This window comes from Salegentibacter haimaensis (assembly GCF_054121495.1).
In genome coordinates, this window is sequence record NZ_JBSYGH010000006.1 from 1 (window position 1) to 19641 (window position 19641).

Here is a 19641-nt window from a genome sequence, read left to right on the forward strand (position 1 = left end):
CATACCATGAAAATAATACTATCCTGAATTATTTCCAATAAAAAAGAGACTGCCTTTTCAGACAGCCTCTTTTTATTTTTACACTATGACAAGCAGTGAACAACTCGAATATCTTGAAGATTTTTTAACCCCCCGGCGTAAGATGTTATTTGACCAGGTACTGCATCAACGTACTAATTTTATAAATCTTGCGACCCAGGATGTCTACCAGCTGCACAATACCAGTGCGGTAATTAGAAGCTGTGATGTTTTTGGGGTTCAGAATATTCACGTGGTTGAAAAACGATTTCCAAAAAGAATTGATAAGGAGATCGCTATGGGCGCGCAAAAATGGGTAGATGTTAACCGTTATGCCCATGTAGATGACTGTATTCATACTTTAAGAGAAAAAGGCTTCGAAATCGTAGCCACAAGTCCGCACGGAGAGGCTGTGGAATTGCCCGATTTTGAATTGAAACGACCAGTGGCTATTTTCTTCGGAACAGAAAAAGAAGGCCTTTCGAAAGAAGTGCTGGAAAACGCCGATCGTACTCTCAAAATTCCGATGGTGGGTTTTACCGAAAGTTTGAATATATCGGTTTCAGCGGCGATTATACTGCAAAGCCTAACTTCTAAACTCAGAAAAAGCGATCTGCCCTGGCAGCTTTCAGAAGAAGAAAAACTGGAGCTGAAGCTGAAGTGGGCAAAAAAAAGCATCAAGGATTCAGCAAAATTGCTGCAGCGAAAATTTGGTTTAACTCCCTAAGCTATGACCCTGTTTTTATATATAGTCATTGGCATTATCACTTTTATTGCCTTTCTGCACGCATTGGCGAAGAAAGACTATGAAATAAGCCGAACTATTAGTATCAATGCTCCCAGGGAAAAAATTTTTCAATATGTAGTAAACCTTGAAAATCAAATAAAATGGATTTCCTGGTTGAAAAATGATAAAAATTTAAAACTTCAGTATAAAGTAACAGAAAACAGCAAAGCGCTATATTGGCAGAATGGTGAAAAAATAGGTGAGGGGCTACAAAAAGTCATCAAGCAAAGAAGAAATGAAGTTTTTGAAAGCAGGCTGGTAATAATAAGACCGGTAAAACTGGTGAGTTTCAGCTTTTTTGGCGTAAAGGAAACCGACCCTGAAAAATCGCGGGTTATTTTTGGGTTTAGAGGTCAACTTTCTTTTCCTTTCAGTGTTTTAAACCTGTTTTTTAATTTCGAAAAGATTTTGAGAAAAGAGATCGAAACCAGTCTTGAAGATTTAAAACGAAATATTGAAAGTAAATAATTTAATTGCGGCGTAGCACTTTGTATTCTTCGTAGCATCCGCTCATGGCATCTAAAATTTGAAGATCGTTAGCAGTTTCCATAAAAGTTCTGGAATAATTACAACGCGCCAAAATTTCATCAATTTCAACCCGGTTTACCTGCAATAAAGCGATTAGGGTTTCCCGGTCAAATTTATTCCGCAGCAGTTCCCGAATTTCATCATCCTCTTTCATTTGCCTTAGTTTTCGCATTTGCTGAGGTCGCTTTCCAAAGATATTGTGCAATACATCGGCAGGGTTAAACAGAGAGCCTATAACTCTCGATACTGCGTTGGGGGAGTTTTTCCCGGCTTCGTAACCGGTATTTAGGCCAGAGATACTGTACCTGTGGTTTTCGTAAATTGGGATGTTCTTGGCATCGATTTCCAGATAGCCGGTAAGCGTAACCGGGCTAAGTACCACTTCATCTAAAGCGATTCCCAGCTCGGTCATTTTTACCTTTACATTACCGTATTTCAACCAGTCGTTGGTAACCCTAACTTTTATAGATTTAAAGCCTATATAGGTGAAATACAGGGTATCATTAACAGTGGCCTGCAGTTCAAATTCTCCATTTTCAGCACTTACGGCGCCTTTCACCTGGTTGAGGTTCACGATATGCACATTTTCAAGCGGCTTATCGTCGGCGGCATTCATCACCGTACCCGAGATCTTGTCCTGGGCGAAGATGGCAAGATTAGAAAAAAGAAGGAATAAAACTACTAAGCGGTACTTCATAATAATTGGGGCCTAAAATAAAAAATACCTATAAAAAATAATGCCAGATTCTTTTATTTTATTGATTCAGGTCCTATTTCTTTGATCGGCGACGCTTCAGAGAACTTTCAATGTTCTTTCCGCGGCCACCGCCTTTTTTTCCTTTTTTACCAAAGTCATCAGATCGGCGGCTACCCCTTTCAGGTTTTGAGAAAGATTTTCCCGAAGATTTCCCGCCACCTCTTTTGCGGCCACCGCCACCACCGCCTCCACGACGGCTTTCAGAGCTAACTTCTACATCTATATGTCGACCCTGATACTTGAAATCTTTAAAAATTTCCAGCACCTTATCGGCTTTATCGGCATCGGTATTAAAAAAGGAAAAAGTGCCTTTAACATCTACCTTATACACATCATCTTTTCCAAGATCGAGCGTAGCTTTAAGGAAGTCTTTAAGGCTCATCCAGTCAAAACCGTCTTTGGCTCCTACATTGATAAAGAAACGACTGCTTTCTGCCGATGAAGGCATTTGTGCTGAAGGCGAATTAAGATCACTCGCGTTTTTGTAGTAATTGAAGAACCTGGTAAATTCTACTGAAAATACCTTTTTGATAAGTTCCTCTTTCGAAAATTCCTCCAGAACCTCATTGATACTGGGCAGGTAGGCATCGATTTCGTGATTTATAGTGGTATTCTTAATATCGTTTGCAAGGTGGAACAGCTGTACCCTGCAAATCTCCATTCCGCCAGGAATATCTTTTTGCTCGAATTTCTGCTGAATAATCCGCTCGATGCTCTTAATCTTTCTAAGTTCACTTTTTGAAACGATCACCATAGAAACCCCGCTCTTCCCGGCACGACCGGTACGGCCGCTACGGTGGGTGTAGGTTTCAATTTCATCGGGCAACTGGTAATTGATCACGTGGGTGATATCGTCTACATCGATTCCGCGGGCAGCCACATCGGTAGCTACCAGCATTTGAATTTGCTTGTTTCTAAAGCTCTTCATCACCAAATCCCGCTGATTCTGGCTCAAATCTCCGTGCAGGGCAGCGGCATTATAACCATCTTCGATAAGTTTTTCGGCGATTTTTTGCGTGTCTCTTTTGGTTCGGCAAAAGATCACTGAGAATATATCGGGGTTGGCATCGGCCAAACGCTTTAAAGCATCATAGCGCTCCCTGGAATTTACCAGGTAAAACTCGTGAGATACATTGGTAGCTCCCTGGTTTTTAGAACCTACGGTAATTTCAACCGGAGTTCTCATAAATTCTTTCGCGATTCTGGCAACTTCTTTTGGCATAGTAGCCGAGAAAAGCCAGGTATTTTTTTCACGTGGGGTATGCGACAGGATTGAAGTGATATCTTCATAGAATCCCATATTCAGCATCTCATCGGCTTCATCCAAAACACAAAATTGCAGTTTTGAAATATCGATCATCTTGCGATTAATCATATCCTGCATACGCCCGGGAGTGGCGACAATAATTTGAGCGCCACGACCAATTTGGCGGGCCTGCTCGGTGATACTGGCACCTCCGTAGATGGCTACGGTATTTATGCCTTTTTCGTATTTAGCGTAATTCTGAATTTCATTGGTAATCTGCAGGCACAACTCACGGGTTGGTGAAAGTACCAGGGCCTGGGTATGTCTTTTCCCGCCATCTATTTTTTGTAATAACGGAAAGCCAAAAGCGGCGGTTTTTCCTGTTCCCGTTTGGGCCAGGGCAACCATATCGGTATCATCGTTCAACAAAACAGGAATAGCTTTCTCCTGAATTGCACTCGGGCTTTCAAAACCCATATCCTGCACTGCCTTTAAAATAAAGGGGGCAAGACCTAATTCTTCAAATTTGTTCATATAAAAATAATAAGCGGCAAAGGTACGGCTTAGGATGCAATAAAAGCGAAGAAGCGGCTTTTATTTTGAAAGGTAGCCAATTAGCTTCGAAAAAGCCCTTGCCCGATGACTGATTTTTGATTTTTCTTCAAGACTCATTTCAGCAAAACTCTGCTGTTTTCCCTGCGGTAGAAACACCGGGTCATATCCAAAACCCTTTGCGCCTCGTTTTTCAGTTAAAATCTCCCCAGGGCAAAGTCCTGTAAAACTTTCTTCCTTTTCCTTAAGATTCAAAGCAATGACGGTTTTGAAGGCTGCTTTTCGATTGGTTTTTCCTTCTAATTCGCTTAATAATTTCTCAATATTGGCCTGGTTGTCTTTTTGGTCTCCCGCGTATCTAGCCGAGTAGACTCCCGGGGCTCCATTTAAAGCTTCGACTTCCAGGCCGGTATCGTCGGCAAAACAATCTAAATTGTAATGTTTTTTTACAAAATCGGCCTTTAATTTGGCATTGCCTTCAATAGTATTGGCAGTTTCAGGGATTTCTTCGGTGCAGCCTATATTGTCCAGGGATAATAATTCTATATGTTCTGGGAGCAGGGCTTTTATTTCTTCTAACTTATTTTTATTGTGAGTGGCAAAAACCAGTTTCATAGTATAAATTTTATCGGTGATGGTAGGGTTCGTTTTTTAAGATAGTAAAGGCGCGATATAATTGCTCGGTAAAAAACAGCCGCACCATTTGATGCGAAAAAGTCATTTTTGAGAGCGATATCTTTGAGTCGGCCCTTTGATAAACCTCTTCTGAAAAGCCATAGGGCCCGCCAATAATGAAAATGAGTTGTTTTCTTCCGCTGTTGAATTGCTTCTGAAGATAATCGGCGAAGCCTTCCGAAGAAAATTGCTTTCCGTTTTCATCGAGCAGAATCACAAAATCTGAAGCCACAATCCCGGCCAGGATCTTTTCGCCTTCTAGTCTTTTTTGCTGATTTTCATCGATGTTCTTCAATTTTTTGAGATCGGGAATTACCTCCAGCTCAAACTTGTTATAAAACTGAATGCGTTTAAAATACACCTCGATAAGTTCCTGAAGTTGGCGGTTATCGGTCTTTCCAATACAGAGTAATTTTATGGTCATATCCCGTTTTTAGCGCAGACTTTGCTACATTTACAAAAATATGTATTGCCAATGATCTCCCAAGAACAATTTGAAAAAGAAATAGATTTAATTATTAGCAATGCCCTGAGAGAAGATGTAGGAGAAGGAGACCATAGTTCGATGGCCTGTATTCCAATGACGGCGCGGGGAAAAGCCAAGCTTTTGGTAAAGGAAAATTGCATTTTGGCCGGTACCGATTTTGCTCAGAAAGTTTTTGAAAAAGTAGATTCTAATCTTAAAATTGATTTCAGGATCAAAGACGGGCAAAAAGTGAAGCCCGGTGATATTGCCTTTTATGTGGAAGGTTTATCTCAATCTATCCTCAAAGCCGAACGCCTGGTTTTAAACGCGATGCAACGAATGAGTGCCATTGCCACCAAAACCGCTGAATTTGCCGATAGACTTGAAGGTACCGGCTGTATGGTGCTCGATACCCGGAAAACCACACCGGGAATTCGTGCGCTGGAAAAATGGGCCGTAAAAATTGGGGGAGGTGAAAACCACAGATTCGGACTTTATGATATGATTATGCTGAAAGACAACCACATCGATTTCGCCGGCGGAATCGATCTTGCCATAGATAAAACAAAAAGCTACCTGGCCAAAAACAATCTTGATTTAAAAATTATTGTGGAAGCCAGGAATATGGCTGAAATTGAAGCTATTCTAGAACACGATGGCATACATCGAATTTTGATAGATAATTTTAATTACGAAAATACCCAAAAGGCGGTGAAACTAATAGGAGGGAAGTGCCAAACCGAATCTAGCGGAGGCATTACCCTGGAAACTGCCCGGGCCTATGCCGAATGTGGGGTAGATTATATTTCCAGCGGAGCTCTAACACATTCGGTTATCAATAAGGACCTTAGTTTAAAAGCGGTTTAGAATGCCGATAAACACCTTTAAATCCAAGCTTGAACAATTTTCAGACTGGAGTTTGAAAACTGCCAAAAGCATTCATTTGCCGGGTTTAGAGGAAATGTCTTTATACAACCTGTGGGAAATCTATTCGGGAGGAATAATTAAAGGGACTTTTAGTACCCGGGCCAGTGCCATTGCATTCAGCTTTTTTATGGCGCTGTTCCCATTTTTGCTATTTATGCTGAACCTTATTCCTTACATCAACTTTATAGATGATTTCCAGCTGCAGTTTCTCATTTTTATGGATTCCCTGCTGCCTCCAAATACCTCCGATTTTTTTAACGATATTTTCCTGGATATCGCCAATACCCCACGAGGCGGCTTACTTTCGGTGGCTTTCATACTTTCCATATTTTTAATGACCAATGGGGTAAATGCGATTTTTACCGGTTTTGAGTTTTCTTACCATACCAATGCCAATCGATCTATTTTGCGCCAATACGTAATAGCCATAGGGGTTTCACTTATCATGGCACTGTTGTTGCTCATAACAGTTATAATAGCGGTTTATTTAACCTATGCTATGGATGATCTTAATGATTTGGGGATAATTCCCACCGGGGCTGCGGGATCCAGGCTGGTAAAATATACAGCTTTCGTTCTTTTAATTTATATTGCTGTGGCAACCTTGTATTACTTTGGAACCAAGGAAGCCAGGCAGGCAAAGTTTTTTTCGGTGGGAGCATTGTTTACCACGATTTTAATAATGATAACCACCTATTTTTTTAACCTTTATATTGAAAATTTTTCATCCTATAACGAATTATATGGAACAATAGGAGCCCTGCTAATTTTAATGGTTTATATTTGGATTAATTCGAATATTCTCCTGTTGGGCTTTGAGCTCAATGCTTCGTTGATTAAACTTAGAAAAAACTATAAATAACCTATAAAAACCACACTTATGAAAAAAATGATTTTTTTACTGGCTGCTGTTTTCAGCTTTACTTTGGCTTCTGCTCAAACCAATATTGCCGGGATTACCCTTCCTGCCAACCTTGAATATGGAGAGAAAAAAATGAGTTTAAATGGCGCCGGCGTTAGAGAAAAATTCTGGATGGAAATGTATGCCGGAGGTCTTTACCTAAGCAATAAATCATCAAATGCAAACCAAATCATCAATGCCGATGAGGCTATGGCAATTCGCCTGCATATCGTTTCTAAAATGATTACCAGCAAGCGAATGGTAGACGCCGTAAATGAAGGATTTGAAAATTCTACCAACGGCAATACCGGGCCGCTTTCTTCTGAAATCAATAAGTTCATTAGCTTTTTTGAAGCCGAAATCAATAAAGGCGATATTTTCGATATCGTGTATTTGCCAAATTCAGGTGTAAAAGTTTATAAAAACAAGAAAGAATTGGGAACCATTCAGGGTATGAATTTTAAGAAGGCTCTTTTCGGTATCTGGTTGTCTGATAAGCCTGCCGATAGTAACCTTAAAAAGGCCATGTTAGGAAAATAAACCCCAAAGCTCCCTACGTTATGAATTACCTTCTCAAGTTTTCTTTATTCCTGTTCATTTTCGGCGGATTCCAATCTGTGGCTTTCTCCCAGGAAGTTCTTGGAAAATGGAAAGTAACCAATGAACAGGGCAGGGTGAACTCTATAGTTGAAATCTATAAAAACGGCCAGGCCTATTATGGCAAGGTGGTTAGAATCACTAAAGAGGAAGATCGTGACAAACGTTGCGAGAAGTGCCCCGGTGAGCTTAAAAACAGGCCAATAGAAGGTCTTAATGTGATTCGAGGCTTTGAAAAGGAAGGTGATGAATATATAAATGGAATTTTGCTTGACCCGAAATCGGGGAAAGAATATAAAGGCAAAATCTGGATAGATGAAGATGAACCCGATAAGTTGAATGTAAGAGGTTATGTAGCCTTTTTCTATAAAACCAAAACCTGGGAACGCGCTGAATAAATAAAAAGTTTTATAAACGCAGCCCGGGTAGTAAGGCCCGATTATCGGCTAAAAATTTTAATTTTGTAAGAAACCATTCTTTTTCAAGGATGGTTTTTTATTGCACTTTGCACTTTTAGATAAGTCCCTTCTATGGCCTATTTTACCGATGTTATTTTACCCCTACCGCTCGATAAACGCTTCACCTATGCAGTCGATGCCGGGGAAGCCCAATTTCTAAAACCCGGGATGCGGGTAGCTGTTCCCTTCGGAAAATCTAAATTATACACCGCGGTGGTTACAAAGATTCATCAAAGTAAACCACAGCATTACGAAGCTAAACCCATACACCAGATTATTGATGAAAGTCCTTTGGTAACTGAAGTGCAGTTGCAGTTTTGGGAATGGATCGCCTCTTATTATATGTGCAGTGAGGGCGATGTGATGCGGGCAGCGCTGCCGGGAGCATTTTTATTGGAAAGCGAACAAATAATTCAGCTGAAAAAAAATGTAGAAATTCCTCAAGATCTTAGCGATGATGAATTTTTAGTGGTAGAAGCCTTGCAGAGCCAATCTTCCCTGAAAATTCAGGAGGTGAGCCAGCTGCTGGACCGTAAAAATGTGCTACCGGTCATCAACAAGCTGGTTCATAAAAACCTGGTTAGTTTAAATCAGGAAATTTATGAACAGTATACCCCTAAAAAGATTCGTTATGTAAAATTAAGTGAAGATTTTTCTACCGATGAGGCAATGCATCGCCTGCTTGATGAACTCGAAAGAGCGCCTAAACAAAGGCAGGTGATCTTAACTTATTTCAGCCTTAGGGCAAAGAATAAAAAACCGGTAAAGGTGAAGCAGCTTGTAAATGAAAGCGGGACTTCAGCTAATATCATTAAAAGTTTAATTGACAAAGCCGTGCTCGAAGAATATTATCTTCAGCAGGATCGCACCGAGTTTTTAGGAGAAGCTTCAGAAAAAGGTATTGGTTTGAGTGAACTTCAGCAGAAAACATTCGATGCTATTTTATCTGAATTCGGGGAGCAGGAGATCTGTTTGTTGCACGGGGTTACTTCTTCGGGGAAGACAGAGATCTATATAAAACTTATCGAGAAAGTACTTGAGAAAGGAAAGCAGGCCCTGTATCTTTTACCTGAAATTGCGCTTACTACGCAGCTTATTCAGCGATTAAGAGATTACTTTGGCGATAAGGTGCTTATTTATCACAGCAGATATTCGCTAAACGAGCGGGTGGAGGTGTATAAGCACGTTTTGGAAAATTCAGAAAAAGCAAGGATCGTGATTGGAGCCCGTTCTTCGATATTTTTACCTTTTTCACAGCTTGGCCTGGTGGTGGTAGATGAAGAGCACGAAAGCACCTTTAAACAATTTGATCCTGCTCCCAGGTATCACGCCCGGGATAGTGCAATTGTCTTGGCAGCGATGCATAAGGCTAAAACTTTACTGGGATCTGCAACGCCATCTATCGAAAGCTTTTTTAATGCCCAACATCATAAATACGGATTTGTGGAATTAAAGCGCAGGTTTGGTGATGTGTTGATGCCCGGGATTGAAATCGTGGACCTCAAAACCAAACATCGCAAGAAACAAATGAAAGGGCATTTTTCAGACAGGCTTTTTGAGGAAATAAAAACCTGTTTGGAATTGGGAGAGCAGGTAATTCTTTTTCAGAATCGCAGGGGTTTTTCTCCAATTTTGGAATGCAATACCTGCGGGCATTCCCCGCAATGTCCTAATTGTGATGTAAGCTTAACCTTTCATAGCCATAACAATCAGTTGCGCTGTCATTACTGCGGATACCGAATGGCGATGCAGCGCAAATGTATGGCCTGCGACAGTCCCGAAATCACCACAAAAGGATTTGGCACAGAGCAGATAGAGACCGAGCTGAAGGCGCTTTTCCCAGAGGCGGTGGTAGGCAGAATGGATCAGGATACCACCAGGGGAAAATTTGCCTATGAAAAAATCATCGCTGCCTTCGAGCAGGAAGAAACCGATATTTTAGTGGGAACACAAATGCTTACCAAGGGTCTTGATTTTAGAAATGTTGGCCTGGTAGGGGTGATGAATGCCGATAATCTTCTGAATTTTCCTGATTTCAGAGCTCACGAACGCAGTTTTCAATTGATGTTGCAGGTGGCGGGTAGGGCCGGAAGAACAAAAAAAAGGGGTAAGGTGCTTATTCAAAGCTATAATCCCAATCATCAAATCGTGCAGCAGGTCTCTACGGGCGATTATGACGGTATGTATAAAGATCAGTTGGAGGAAAGGTATAACTATAAATATCCGCCTTTTTACAGGCTTATACGTTTTAGCTTAAAAAGCAGGGATTATTCGGCTACCAACGAAGCTGCCGACTGGCTCGCGCAGGGTCTGCGCAACAGTTTTGGCGAAATGGTTCTTGGCCCCGAATTTCCTCCGGTAGCCAGAATTCGCAATGAGTATTATAAAAATATAGTGTTGAAAATTCCGCAGAAACAATCTTTAGGAAAAACCAAGGCTGTGGTAAAAAGGTTGTTGGATAGCTTTAATGCTATAGCTCCGTTTCGAAAGGTAAAGGTGGTGGTGAATGTAGATCCTCAGTGATTTCCTGTTGCCTGTTGCCTGTTGCCTGTTGCCTGTTGCCTGTTGCCAGTTGCCTGTTGCCGGTCAAGTTTCATCTGAGAAGTTTGCACTTAACCCATAACCCATAACTCTTAGTCTTACTGAATCGCATTAAGTGCCTCTACCAGATCGGTTTTCTTGTGGCGGCTTAGGGGGATTTTTTGTTTATCGATCTCGATATTCTTGCTGTTGTAACGCTCGATTTTATCGAGATTTACGATATAGGATTTATGCACCCTTAAAAATTTATCCTGCGGAAGTTGTTTCTCGAACGATTTCATAGTAGCCAGTACCACAAAATTGTCTTTTTCGGTGACAAATTTAACGTAATCGCCCAGGGCCTGGATAAATTTAAGTTTATTGAGAAAAACCTTACGGTTTTTTAAATTGCTTTTCACAAAGATAAAGTCTTCGTCTTCGGGGGCCGCAACCTGGTGCTTTAACTTATAAAGATTCAGCGCTTTATTAACCGCGTTGGCAAAGCGATCTTTGGTAACCGGTTTGTGAATATAGTCTACCGCATCGTAATCAAAGGCTTTAAAAGCATATTTGGTCTTACCGGTTACGAATATAATTTGTGGTTTGTTGGGAAGATCATCAAGCAGGTCGAAACCAGAAAGGATGGGCATTTCGATATCGAGAAAGATAAGATCGGTCTCGGTGTCGAGCAGGCCGTTTTTGGTTTCAATTGTATTGTTGTATTCGGCCACCAGCTTAAGATTGGGGTGATCTTTGATGAGCTTTACCAGCGATAAGCGCTGCAAGCTGGAGTCATCAACAACTGCACATTTGAGTAATAGTTCTTCCACGATTAGTTAGGTTAAGTAAAACAATATTAAACATTAAATTTTATAATAACAAGGAAAAACATAATTTGGGCGATGAATTAAGCAGATTATCCTTTAAAATAAGCTTTGAGAAATGAAATAATAATTCTATTTTTGCAGCCAATTTAAATAAAAGCAATTTTATGAACCATTATGAAACTGTTTTCATCTTGAATCCCGTTTTATCTGATGACCAGATAAAGGAGACAGTTAAGAAATACGAAGATTTTCTTGTTTCTAAAGGGGCGAAGATGATTTCCAAAGAAGATTGGGGCCTTAAAAAACTGGCTTACCCAATCCAGCACAAGAAAAGTGGATTTTACCACTTATTCGAATTCCAGGCTCCCGGAGAAGTGATTGAGCCTTTAGAATTAGATTTCAGAAGAGACGAGCGTATGATGCGTTACCTAACTGTAAGGTTAGATAAGCATGCTGCTGCCTGGGCTGAAAAGAGAAGAAAAAGAAATCAGGAAAAAGCGTAAGTATGGCTACATCTATTGAACAACAAGCAAAAGGTAAAAAAGACGGGGAGATCAGATATCTTACTCCGCTTAATATAGAGACCTCTAAAACCAAAAAGTACTGTAGATTTAAAAGATCGGGGATTAAGTATATCGATTACAAAGATCCAGATTTCCTTATGAGTTTCGTAAACGAGCAGGGAAAACTTTTACCCCGTCGTCTTACAGGAACTTCTCTAAAGTACCAGAGAAAAGTGGCAGTAGCCGTAAAGCGTGCCCGCCACCTGGCGCTAATGCCTTACGTAGGTGATTTATTAAAATAAAAAGAGGCAATTATGGAATTGATACTTTTAAAAGACGTAGAAAACCTTGGATTTAAGGACGACGTGGTAAACGTGAAAAACGGGTACGGACGTAACTACCTTATTCCTCAGGGATATGGCCAGCTGGCAACTCCTTCTGCAAGAAAAATGCTGGAAGAGACTTTAAAGCAAAGAGCCTATAAAGAGCAAAAGAACATAGACGAGGCTAAGAAACAGGCTGAGAAACTTAACGATCTTGACATTAAACTTACTGCCAAGGCAGGAGCAGGTGACAAGTTGTTTGGTTCTATCACCAATGCAGACCTGGCCGAAGCTCTTTCTAAAGAAGGAGTGAATCTTGATAAAAAATACATCAGCATCGCCGGTGGAAATATCAAGCGTCTTGGGCAATATGAAGCTACTCTTCGTTTTCACCGTGAGGTGATCTCTAACTTCACTTTTGAAGTTGTAGGAGAAGCTTAATTAAAGCTATATATTATTTAAAGCCCGCTCCAGTAGCGGGCTTTTTCATTCAAATTACCATGGCTTTCCTGGATCAGGTCGGTTAATTATAAGTTTTCTATGAAGTACGCACGTTTAAGCAAAGAACAATTTGAAGAGATGCAGCAGGAATTTATCAATTTCCTGGCTGCCCAATCTATCACTGCTGAAGAATGGCAAAAAATCAAAACCGAAAAACCCGAGGTCGCCGAACAGGAACTCGATATTTTTAGCGACCTGATCTGGGAAGGGGTTTTGAATAAGGTAGAATTCCTGGAGCATTTCTCTCAGCGCCAAATCTTCCTGTTTCATATTAGCCAGGCCAGCATCAATCTAATCGCGATCAAAGTAGAAGATGAAGGCATCGACATCACCACCCGTAGTGGCTATACCTGGCTTCAGAAAAATTTAATGGACGACAGGGTGAATATTTACACTTCGACCAAAGCCATTACCGAAGACCGAAATAAGGATATTTTCGCTCTTATAAAACAGGGTGCCAATATCACCAAAGGCGAGCTGTATCGTTATTTCGAAGAAGTAGTTAAAGAATAACTATTCGTATCTTAAAGATTCAATAGGATCTTGTTTAGCGGCTTTTGACGCGGGATAACTTCCGGCGAGAATGGCGACGAGTATGGTGATGCCGGTGGCCCATAACATGGCTTTCCAGGGGGTGGCAAAATCGAAGCCTGCAGCCGATGAAACCCCAAGCCCAATCAATATTCCGAAGAAAATACCTATAAGTCCGCCTATTTGACCTATGATAAGGGTTTCCATAAAAAACTGCCCGGCAATGGTGCCTTTTTTAGCACCCAGGGCTTTTCGCACACCAATTTCCCGGGTACGTTCGGTAACGCTTACCAGCATAATATTCATAAGGGCGATACTGGAACCGAAAATGGTGATAATCGAAATTATCCAGGCGGCAAAATTCAAATAGCTGGTGATCTGGAATATTCTATTAATAAGATCATCGCTGCGTTGAAGTCCGAAATTGTTTTCTTCAACCGGGCTTAGCCCCCTTATATTTCTGAAAGTTAAAATAGCCTCTTCCTGGGCAGCTTCCAGGTATTCCTTATCATCAACTTTCACACTAACATTATAATTGATGTTGGGTTGGGTAAATAAACTGCGGGCCACCTGCACCGGAATTAAAACCCGGAGATCCTGATTATTCCCAAAGGTGCTTCCTTTTTTTTCCAAAACCCCTATCACTCTGAATTTCGCCCCGCGTATGCTAATCGTTTTTCCGGTAGGATCGGCGCCTTTAAAGATGCTTTCAGGTTGTGCAAAATCTGATCCTAAAATGGCAACCGGAGAGTTATTGGAAATATCAAAAATATTGAACTCCCGGCCCGACTCCAGATTTAAGCCCGAATTTTCCAGGAAATTTTCATTCACTCCCAACACCTGAATTTCAGGATCGGTTTTTTCGCTTTCATATTTCACCTCTGCGCCTGCAGTTCCGGTAAAGGAAACCGCGGTTTTGGTGAATGGAAAAGAATAAGTCTCTTCAAATTGCTTTACCTGCCGGTAATTGATGATGGGATTTACCTTTTGCTGCTCCCCGCCACCCTGTCGCTGACTGTTAAATTCGTAACGCTGAATATTAAAAGTGTTGGCCCCCATAGAAGCAAAATCGCTGCTAATGGTATTTTCCAGGGCACTCACAGCACTCAAAATCCCCACTAATGCGGTGATTCCAATAGCGATGATCATCACGGTTAATATGGTTCTAAGCAACTGGCTTTTAATCGAAGCCATTGCAATACGAATATTTTCCCGGAACATTGAAAACATAAAAGCGATTTTATCTTATGTTAAGTTAGACTACAAGCCGCGCCAAATGTTACTTAAAATCGTAAAAAGGTTTCGGTTCATTTAAAAATTAAGATATTTGCATCCTCAAATAAACATTAAGAATGGCTCAAAAACCTTCGATTCCCAAAGGGACCCGTGATTTTTCTCCTGCTGAAGTTGCAAAGCGAAATTATATATTTTCAGTAATCAAAACTGAATTTAAAAAATTCGGATTTCAACCAATTGAAACCCCCAGCTTTGAAAATTCAGAAACCTTGATGGGGAAATATGGAGACGAAGGTGACCGGCTCATTTTCAAGATCCTGAATTCTGGAGATTTTCTTCGGAAAGCCGATGCCAACGCACTTGCCGAAAAGGATTCGCTGAAGCTTACGCCTTCTATCAGTGAAAAAGCGCTACGTTATGATCTTACCGTTCCCTTTGCGCGCTATGTGGTGCAACATCAAAACGAGATCGATTTCCCGTTCAAACGCTACCAGATTCAGCCGGTATGGCGTGCCGACAGGCCGCAAAAAGGACGCTTCCGCGAGTTTTACCAATGCGACGCCGATGTGGTGGGTAGCAACAGTCTTTGGCAGGAAGTAGAATTTGTGCAATTGTATGATGCCGTATTTTCAGCATTGAATCTTGAGGGCGTAACTATAAAACTCAATAATCGTAAAGTTTTATCTGGTTTTGCTGAAGTAATTGGAGAAAGCGATAAACTTATAGATTTCACCGTGGCCCTCGATAAGCTCGATAAAATAGGGGAAGAAGGCGTGGTGAAAGAAATGCATGAAAAGGGAATTTCTGAAGCAGCTATTGAGAAGATAAGTCCCATTTTTAAGCTGAAGGGCGATTTTGCCGAAAAAACAGCGGCCTTAAAAGACATTCTAAAAACCTCAGAAACCGGGCTTGCAGGAGTGACTGAACTCGAATTTATTCAGAAGGCGATTGAAGAAATGCCTTTAGAAACCGCGAAAGTCGACCTGGATGTAACCCTGGCTCGCGGACTCAACTATTACACCGGCGCTATTTTCGAAGTGGCAGCGCCAGAAAAGGTGAAAATGGGCTCTATTGGCGGGGGTGGCCGTTACGACGACCTTACCGGAATTTTCGGATTGAAAGATATTAGTGGTGTGGGGATTTCTTTTGGCCTTGACCGTATTTACCTGGTGCTGGAAGAACTTGGTCTGTTCCCCGAAGCAGTTACAGAAAATACCAAAGTACTTTTCATCAACTTTGGTGAAAGCGAGGCTTTATATGCAATGAAAAGCATCTTCCAACTCAGGAAGCAAAATATCACAGCCGAGTTGTATCCCGATGCTGCTAAAATGAACAAGCAAATGAAGTATGCCAACAAACGCGAGATTCCGTTTGTTGTACTGGCCGGGGGTGAAGAAATTCACCAGAAAACCTTCACTTTAAAAAATATGAAAACCGGGGAGCAGATAGTTGTTGATTTAGTCGGGTTGCTGGAGGCGGTGTCTTAGTTGTTTGTTGCCTGTTGCCTGTTGCCTGTTGCCTGTTGCCTGTTGCCCGTTGCCTGCGTAAAATTCAAGATTTAAAAATTTAAGATTCAGGATTGATCGTGTTGAGTAGTACAGAATACTAATACTAAAATACAGCCGGGAATCCACATTTTTTACTCAAAAACCCCCACCCCAACCGAGAACCCAAAACCGAGAACCGACAACCGACAACCGACAACCCACACCCGACAACCTACTCCCCAAGCAGAGTGAGCTTTTGAATTTCGGCTGAGGATAATTTCAGATTCACCGCATCTTCAAAGGCTTCCAAATGACTTGCTTTAGTTGCGCTGGCGATGGGAGCTGCGATATCGGGATGCTGGATGAGCCAGGCCAGGGCAATAGCGGCATTGCTGGTTTTATGGGTTTTTGCGATGCTTTCTACTTCTTCTAAAATTCTCAGGCCTTTTTCATTAAAGTATTTTTCGGCGAATTGTTTGCGATCGCCTTTTTTAAAATCGGCTTCAGTTTTGTACTTCCCGGTGAGGAATCCGCTGGCCAGGGCGAAGTAGGGGGTTACCGCCAAGTGATGTTCGCGGGCGATTTTTGCAAGAGCGCCGTCGAACTGTTCGCGTCCTACCAGATTGTATTCGGGTTGCAACACCTCATATTTGGCCCAATCCTTTTTATCAGAAGTTTCAAGAGAAGCCAATAAACGTTCGGCAGAAATATTCGAGGCCCCGATATGACGAACTTTTCCCTGCTCAATTAGTTTTTGATAAGCTTCAAGAGTTTCCTCAACCGGAGATTTTTCATCATCATAATGGGTGAGGTAGAGGTCGATATAATCGGTTTGGAGACGGGAAAGAGAATCTTCAGCAGCTTTGAGAATATAGGTTTTAGACACATTCTTTGGGCCGCCCTGCTGCATACTGCTGCCCACTTTGGTGAAAATGCTCATCTTATCGCGGTTGCCGCGCTCTTTCATCCATTTTCCGATAATTCTTTCAGAAGTGCCACCTTCAACGCCGTCGGCCCAGCGGGAATACACATCGGCGGTGTCTATACAATCAAAGCCAAGCTCGTAAAGCCTATCGAGCATTTCAAAACTTTCTTTTTCAGAAAGTGTCCATCCAAAAACATTTCCACCGAAAATAATTGGGGGAATTTCAATGCTGGTAGTACCGAGTTGTCTTTTTTTCATAGCTGAAAGTTTTTTCAGCTTAAAATTAATCAGCTAATTCCTGAAATGAACTTCTTCAGCCTATTTTACCAGAATTTTAACCTAGTCCTTTAAGATTTCAGCAGAGGTAATGGCGGTAAGTTGCGGCGACTGTAAGATGTTTCTGAAATCTTCGCGTTCCAGAAACTTATCGTGAAAGCCAATCACCTGCTTATATGCTTTGGCTTTGGCTTCATCTTTAGGATTTAAGGAGGAGGTGAGCACGACGATAAAAACAGGGAAATCGGGCAGGTTTTGCTCGATAAAATCCAGCACTTCCCAGCCATTCATAAGTGGCATATTTAGATCGAGAAAAAGCAGAAAGGCAGTTTTTTCAGGATTCTGCAGGTTATTTAGAAAAGAAGTTAGCTCCTTTCCATTCCAAAAAGTACTTACCGGCAATTGGGTAAGGCGGTGAAGGTGATATTCCTGCAGCCGGGTGATCACAGGATCATCTTCGGCAATTAGAATTTGTAGGGGGGTAGCTTCTTGCATTAATTTTTATTTTCCAGTGATAAGATACTGGAAATTGTTAACAAAGGTAGGGAAAAAGTTTGAAGCTAAGAATTCTGTTGCCGTCCCGATAGCTATCGGGAGCCTGTTCTTTGTTTCCCGTTCCCCGTTCCCGGTTGCCGGTTGCCCGTTCCCGGTTCTCTGTTGTCTGTTCTCGGTTGTTTATTGTTTGTTGTTTGTTGTCGATTCTCGCTTGCGGGTTGTGTGTTTCGTGTTGCGTGTTGTTTGTCTGTTTGTTGTTGGTTCCCGGTTGCCTGTTTGTGAAGCCCTGAATAGAGTTGACTCTATTGGAGGAATTCAAATTTTACGGATCCTGAATCGCGAATCCCGTTTCTTTTTGTCAGCACGATGAAGAAGGGGTTCATTTGAGTGAGGGATATAGCACTTCTTCTGTATATGGAGTCTTAGTCTTTAGAGGTTAGTCTTCGTGACTGAAATCTTCGTTTTTCGCAAATCCTGATCAACTTAAGTGCTTGTTGGTTTCAGTATGATCCCGAAGTAAATTCGGGATAGTTCGACCATCGTAAATTTGTGCGGCTGCGCCTTCAAATTTCGGGTCTCACTAGGGTGAAGAATTTTTCCTTTAACGAATCCCGAATCCCGCAACCACTTTCTTTTTTTGTCACCCCGACGCAGGAGGGGTCTCATCTGAGTGAGGATTGATGTTTATTGGCTGTGAGTTTGATGAAAAGCGGTGCTATGTTTCTTGTTGCCTGTACCCCGATCCCGGTTGCCCGTTGTTTGTTGTCGGTTCCAGCTGTGTTGATTTTAAAAAAGAACGCTGATGAGTGGAGAGGCAATACTTCCTAAATTTTTTCAAGATGATAGGATATTTAGCCTGAAGGGCTAGAAAATCCAGCCCGGGGCCCAGCCCCGGGTACGAAAAATAACCAATTCCCCCAGCCTGAAGGGCTGGAAGAGAATTTTATAGTTGATGTTCCCTGGTTTTAATCTGCGAAAATCAATGCCAATCGCCTTCACTAGCGTCGCTGGTATAAGTTTCACGCAAAGGAGGCTATCCCGATAGCTATCGGGAACGCAAAGTAGGCAAAGTCGGCAGCTGTGCCGCAATCCCGACCGGGATGGCAAAGAAAATATTCGTGCATTCGTGGCGATTTTTAAGTTAGAGGTTAGAAGGTAAAAGTTAGAACTGAAAAAATGTTTTTCTTCCGCGAAAATCAAGAAATTCAGCGTCATCAGCGGTCCATTTACCAGGTTAAAAATGTAATTCTTCACACTAAGTCCCCAAAATTCATAGAAAATCATTTTGCATTCGCAGCAGAATGAAATCAGTGAAAATTTTAAAAATCAGCGTTATCAGCGTTCCATTTTAAGCAATTAGAATTGGAATTGATTTAATTGCCAGCAACCCGAATCCTGTAACTTTTGAAATCCAACCCCAACTACAGAAAAAATCCTATTTTTAAACTTCAGAAAAAACTACACAATGCTGGAACAATTAAAGGAGGCTTATCATTTTATTTTTGAAGAAGAATTAATCAACGAAATCGCCGAGGTAGGAACACTAAAAGAAGTACCGGCCGGGGAAAAAATCATAGAAATTGGCGATTACGTGAAAATGATGCCACTTTTGCTGCAGGGAGCCATAAAAATTATGAGAGAAGATAAAGATGGCGACGAACTGCTGCTTTATTTTCTTGAGCGGGGTGATACCTGTGCCATGACCCTGTCCTGCTGCCTGGGCCAAACCAAAAGCGAGATCAGGGCGGTGGCCGAGAGGGATACCACGCTTATTATGATCCCCATCGATAAGATGGAGGAGTGGACTTCCAAATATAAATCCTGGCGTAATTTCGTGTTCGAATCTTATCACGCCAGGCTCAATGAAATGCTGGAAACCATAGATACCATCGCTTTCTTTAATATGGACGAAAGATTGATGAAATATCTAAAAGATAAAGCCAAGATCAATCAGAGTGAGGTGGTGAACAATACGCATCAGCAAATCGCTTACGATCTTCATACTTCCCGGGTGGTAGTTTCCCGACTTTTGAAGAAACTGGAACTTGAAGGAAAAATCAAACTTCAGCGAAATAGCATAGAAGTCCTGGAATTGTAAAATTTCA

The 19641-nt window shown here is 41.5% G+C and carries 21 protein-coding genes; 13 read left to right on the plus strand and 8 right to left on the minus strand.

Annotation, left to right across the window (positions count from 1 at the left end; all coding sequences use genetic code 11):
• Positions 1-85: 85 nt before the first annotated feature.
• Positions 86-745, plus strand: coding sequence for a TrmH family RNA methyltransferase (locus ACW6QP_RS07205; RefSeq protein ID WP_457910187.1), 660 nt, complete (start codon positions 86-88; stop codon positions 743-745).
• Between the two features lie 3 nt (positions 746-748).
• Positions 749-1273 carry an SRPBCC family protein gene (locus ACW6QP_RS07210; protein ID WP_457910188.1) on the plus strand — a complete coding sequence of 175 codons (525 nt, stop codon included), beginning with the start codon at positions 749-751 and terminating at the stop codon, positions 1271-1273.
• Position 1274: 1 nt separating this feature from the next.
• Here the strand turns inward: ACW6QP_RS07210 and ACW6QP_RS07215 are convergent, their stop codons facing one another.
• From ACW6QP_RS07215 to rlmH, 4 genes are all read right to left on the minus strand, one after another.
• Entirely contained in the window at positions 1275-2030 is a 756-nt protein-coding gene (locus ACW6QP_RS07215) for a carboxypeptidase-like regulatory domain-containing protein (RefSeq protein WP_457910189.1), read from the minus strand.
• Positions 2031-2103: 73 nt separating this feature from the next.
• Complete coding sequence (locus ACW6QP_RS07220; protein WP_457910190.1) at positions 2104-3870, minus strand: DEAD/DEAH box helicase; 1767 nt, start codon at positions 3868-3870, stop codon at positions 2104-2106.
• Positions 3871-3930: 60 nt separating this feature from the next.
• On the minus strand, positions 3931-4503 hold the full coding sequence (locus tag ACW6QP_RS07225; protein ID WP_457910191.1) for a non-canonical purine NTP diphosphatase: 573 nt from the start codon (positions 4501-4503) through the stop codon (positions 3931-3933).
• 10 nt (positions 4504-4513) lie between these two features.
• Entirely contained in the window at positions 4514-4987 is a 474-nt protein-coding gene (gene rlmH, locus ACW6QP_RS07230; protein ID WP_457910192.1) for a 23S rRNA (pseudouridine(1915)-N(3))-methyltransferase RlmH, read from the minus strand.
• A gap of 51 nt (positions 4988-5038) precedes the next feature.
• Here rlmH and nadC point away from each other — a divergent pair, with 51 nt between their 5' ends.
• The 5 genes from nadC to priA all read left to right on the plus strand — a co-directional run bounded on the left by nadC (position 5039) and on the right by priA (position 10435).
• Positions 5039-5896: a carboxylating nicotinate-nucleotide diphosphorylase gene (gene nadC / locus ACW6QP_RS07235; RefSeq protein WP_457910193.1), complete on the plus strand. Its 858-nt coding sequence runs from the start codon at positions 5039-5041 to the stop codon at positions 5894-5896.
• A gap of 1 nt (position 5897) precedes the next feature.
• The gene (locus tag ACW6QP_RS07240; protein WP_457910194.1) at positions 5898-6818 is read left to right on the plus strand and encodes a YihY/virulence factor BrkB family protein; all 921 of its coding nucleotides are present in this window, start codon (positions 5898-5900) and stop codon (positions 6816-6818) included.
• Between the two features lie 18 nt (positions 6819-6836).
• Positions 6837-7397, plus strand: coding sequence for a chalcone isomerase family protein (locus ACW6QP_RS07245; RefSeq protein ID WP_457910195.1), 561 nt, complete (start codon positions 6837-6839; stop codon positions 7395-7397).
• Between the two features lie 20 nt (positions 7398-7417).
• Positions 7418-7852: a DUF2147 domain-containing protein gene (locus ACW6QP_RS07250; protein WP_457910196.1), complete on the plus strand. Its 435-nt coding sequence runs from the start codon at positions 7418-7420 to the stop codon at positions 7850-7852.
• Between the two features lie 132 nt (positions 7853-7984).
• On the plus strand, positions 7985-10435 hold the full coding sequence (priA, locus tag ACW6QP_RS07255; protein WP_457910197.1) for a replication restart helicase PriA: 2451 nt from the start codon (positions 7985-7987) through the stop codon (positions 10433-10435).
• 116 nt (positions 10436-10551) lie between these two features.
• Here priA and ACW6QP_RS07260 read toward each other — a convergent pair whose 3' ends face one another.
• Positions 10552-11262: a LytR/AlgR family response regulator transcription factor gene (locus tag ACW6QP_RS07260; protein ID WP_457910198.1), complete on the minus strand. Its 711-nt coding sequence runs from the start codon at positions 11260-11262 to the stop codon at positions 10552-10554.
• A 161-nt stretch (positions 11263-11423) separates the two neighbouring features.
• Between ACW6QP_RS07260 and rpsF the strand changes: the two genes are divergently transcribed.
• The 4 genes from rpsF to ACW6QP_RS07280 all read left to right on the plus strand — a co-directional run bounded on the left by rpsF (position 11424) and on the right by ACW6QP_RS07280 (position 13099).
• Entirely contained in the window at positions 11424-11762 is a 339-nt protein-coding gene (rpsF, locus tag ACW6QP_RS07265) for a 30S ribosomal protein S6 (protein ID WP_457910199.1), read from the plus strand.
• A 2-nt stretch (positions 11763-11764) separates the two neighbouring features.
• Positions 11765-12064: a 30S ribosomal protein S18 gene (gene rpsR, locus ACW6QP_RS07270; protein ID WP_013071549.1), complete on the plus strand. Its 300-nt coding sequence runs from the start codon at positions 11765-11767 to the stop codon at positions 12062-12064.
• A gap of 12 nt (positions 12065-12076) precedes the next feature.
• The gene (gene rplI, locus ACW6QP_RS07275; protein WP_457910200.1) at positions 12077-12526 is read left to right on the plus strand and encodes a 50S ribosomal protein L9; all 450 of its coding nucleotides are present in this window, start codon (positions 12077-12079) and stop codon (positions 12524-12526) included.
• 99 nt (positions 12527-12625) lie between these two features.
• Positions 12626-13099 (plus strand): DUF6495 family protein, encoded by a 474-nt coding sequence (locus ACW6QP_RS07280; RefSeq protein WP_457910201.1) that lies wholly within the window; start codon positions 12626-12628, stop codon positions 13097-13099.
• Here ACW6QP_RS07280 and ACW6QP_RS07285 read toward each other — a convergent pair whose 3' ends face one another.
• Positions 13100-14347, minus strand: coding sequence for an ABC transporter permease (locus ACW6QP_RS07285; protein ID WP_457910202.1), 1248 nt, complete (start codon positions 14345-14347; stop codon positions 13100-13102).
• A gap of 122 nt (positions 14348-14469) precedes the next feature.
• Between ACW6QP_RS07285 and hisS the strand changes: the two genes are divergently transcribed.
• Complete coding sequence (gene hisS, locus ACW6QP_RS07290) at positions 14470-15840, plus strand: histidine--tRNA ligase (protein ID WP_457910203.1); 1371 nt, start codon at positions 14470-14472, stop codon at positions 15838-15840.
• Positions 15841-16072: 232 nt separating this feature from the next.
• On the opposite strand, the gene ACW6QP_RS07295 is transcribed toward hisS, so the two are convergent.
• Both ACW6QP_RS07295 and ACW6QP_RS07300 read right to left on the minus strand, forming a co-directional pair.
• Positions 16073-17023 carry an aldo/keto reductase gene (locus ACW6QP_RS07295; protein WP_457910204.1) on the minus strand — a complete coding sequence of 317 codons (951 nt, stop codon included), beginning with the start codon at positions 17021-17023 and terminating at the stop codon, positions 16073-16075.
• An 81-nt stretch (positions 17024-17104) separates the two neighbouring features.
• Entirely contained in the window at positions 17105-17536 is a 432-nt protein-coding gene (locus ACW6QP_RS07300; protein WP_457910205.1) for a response regulator, read from the minus strand.
• A 1465-nt stretch (positions 17537-19001) separates the two neighbouring features.
• On the opposite strand from ACW6QP_RS07300, the gene ACW6QP_RS07305 reads away from it, so the two are divergent.
• Positions 19002-19634: a Crp/Fnr family transcriptional regulator gene (locus ACW6QP_RS07305; RefSeq protein ID WP_457910206.1), complete on the plus strand. Its 633-nt coding sequence runs from the start codon at positions 19002-19004 to the stop codon at positions 19632-19634.
• Positions 19635-19641: the final 7 nt, after the last annotated feature.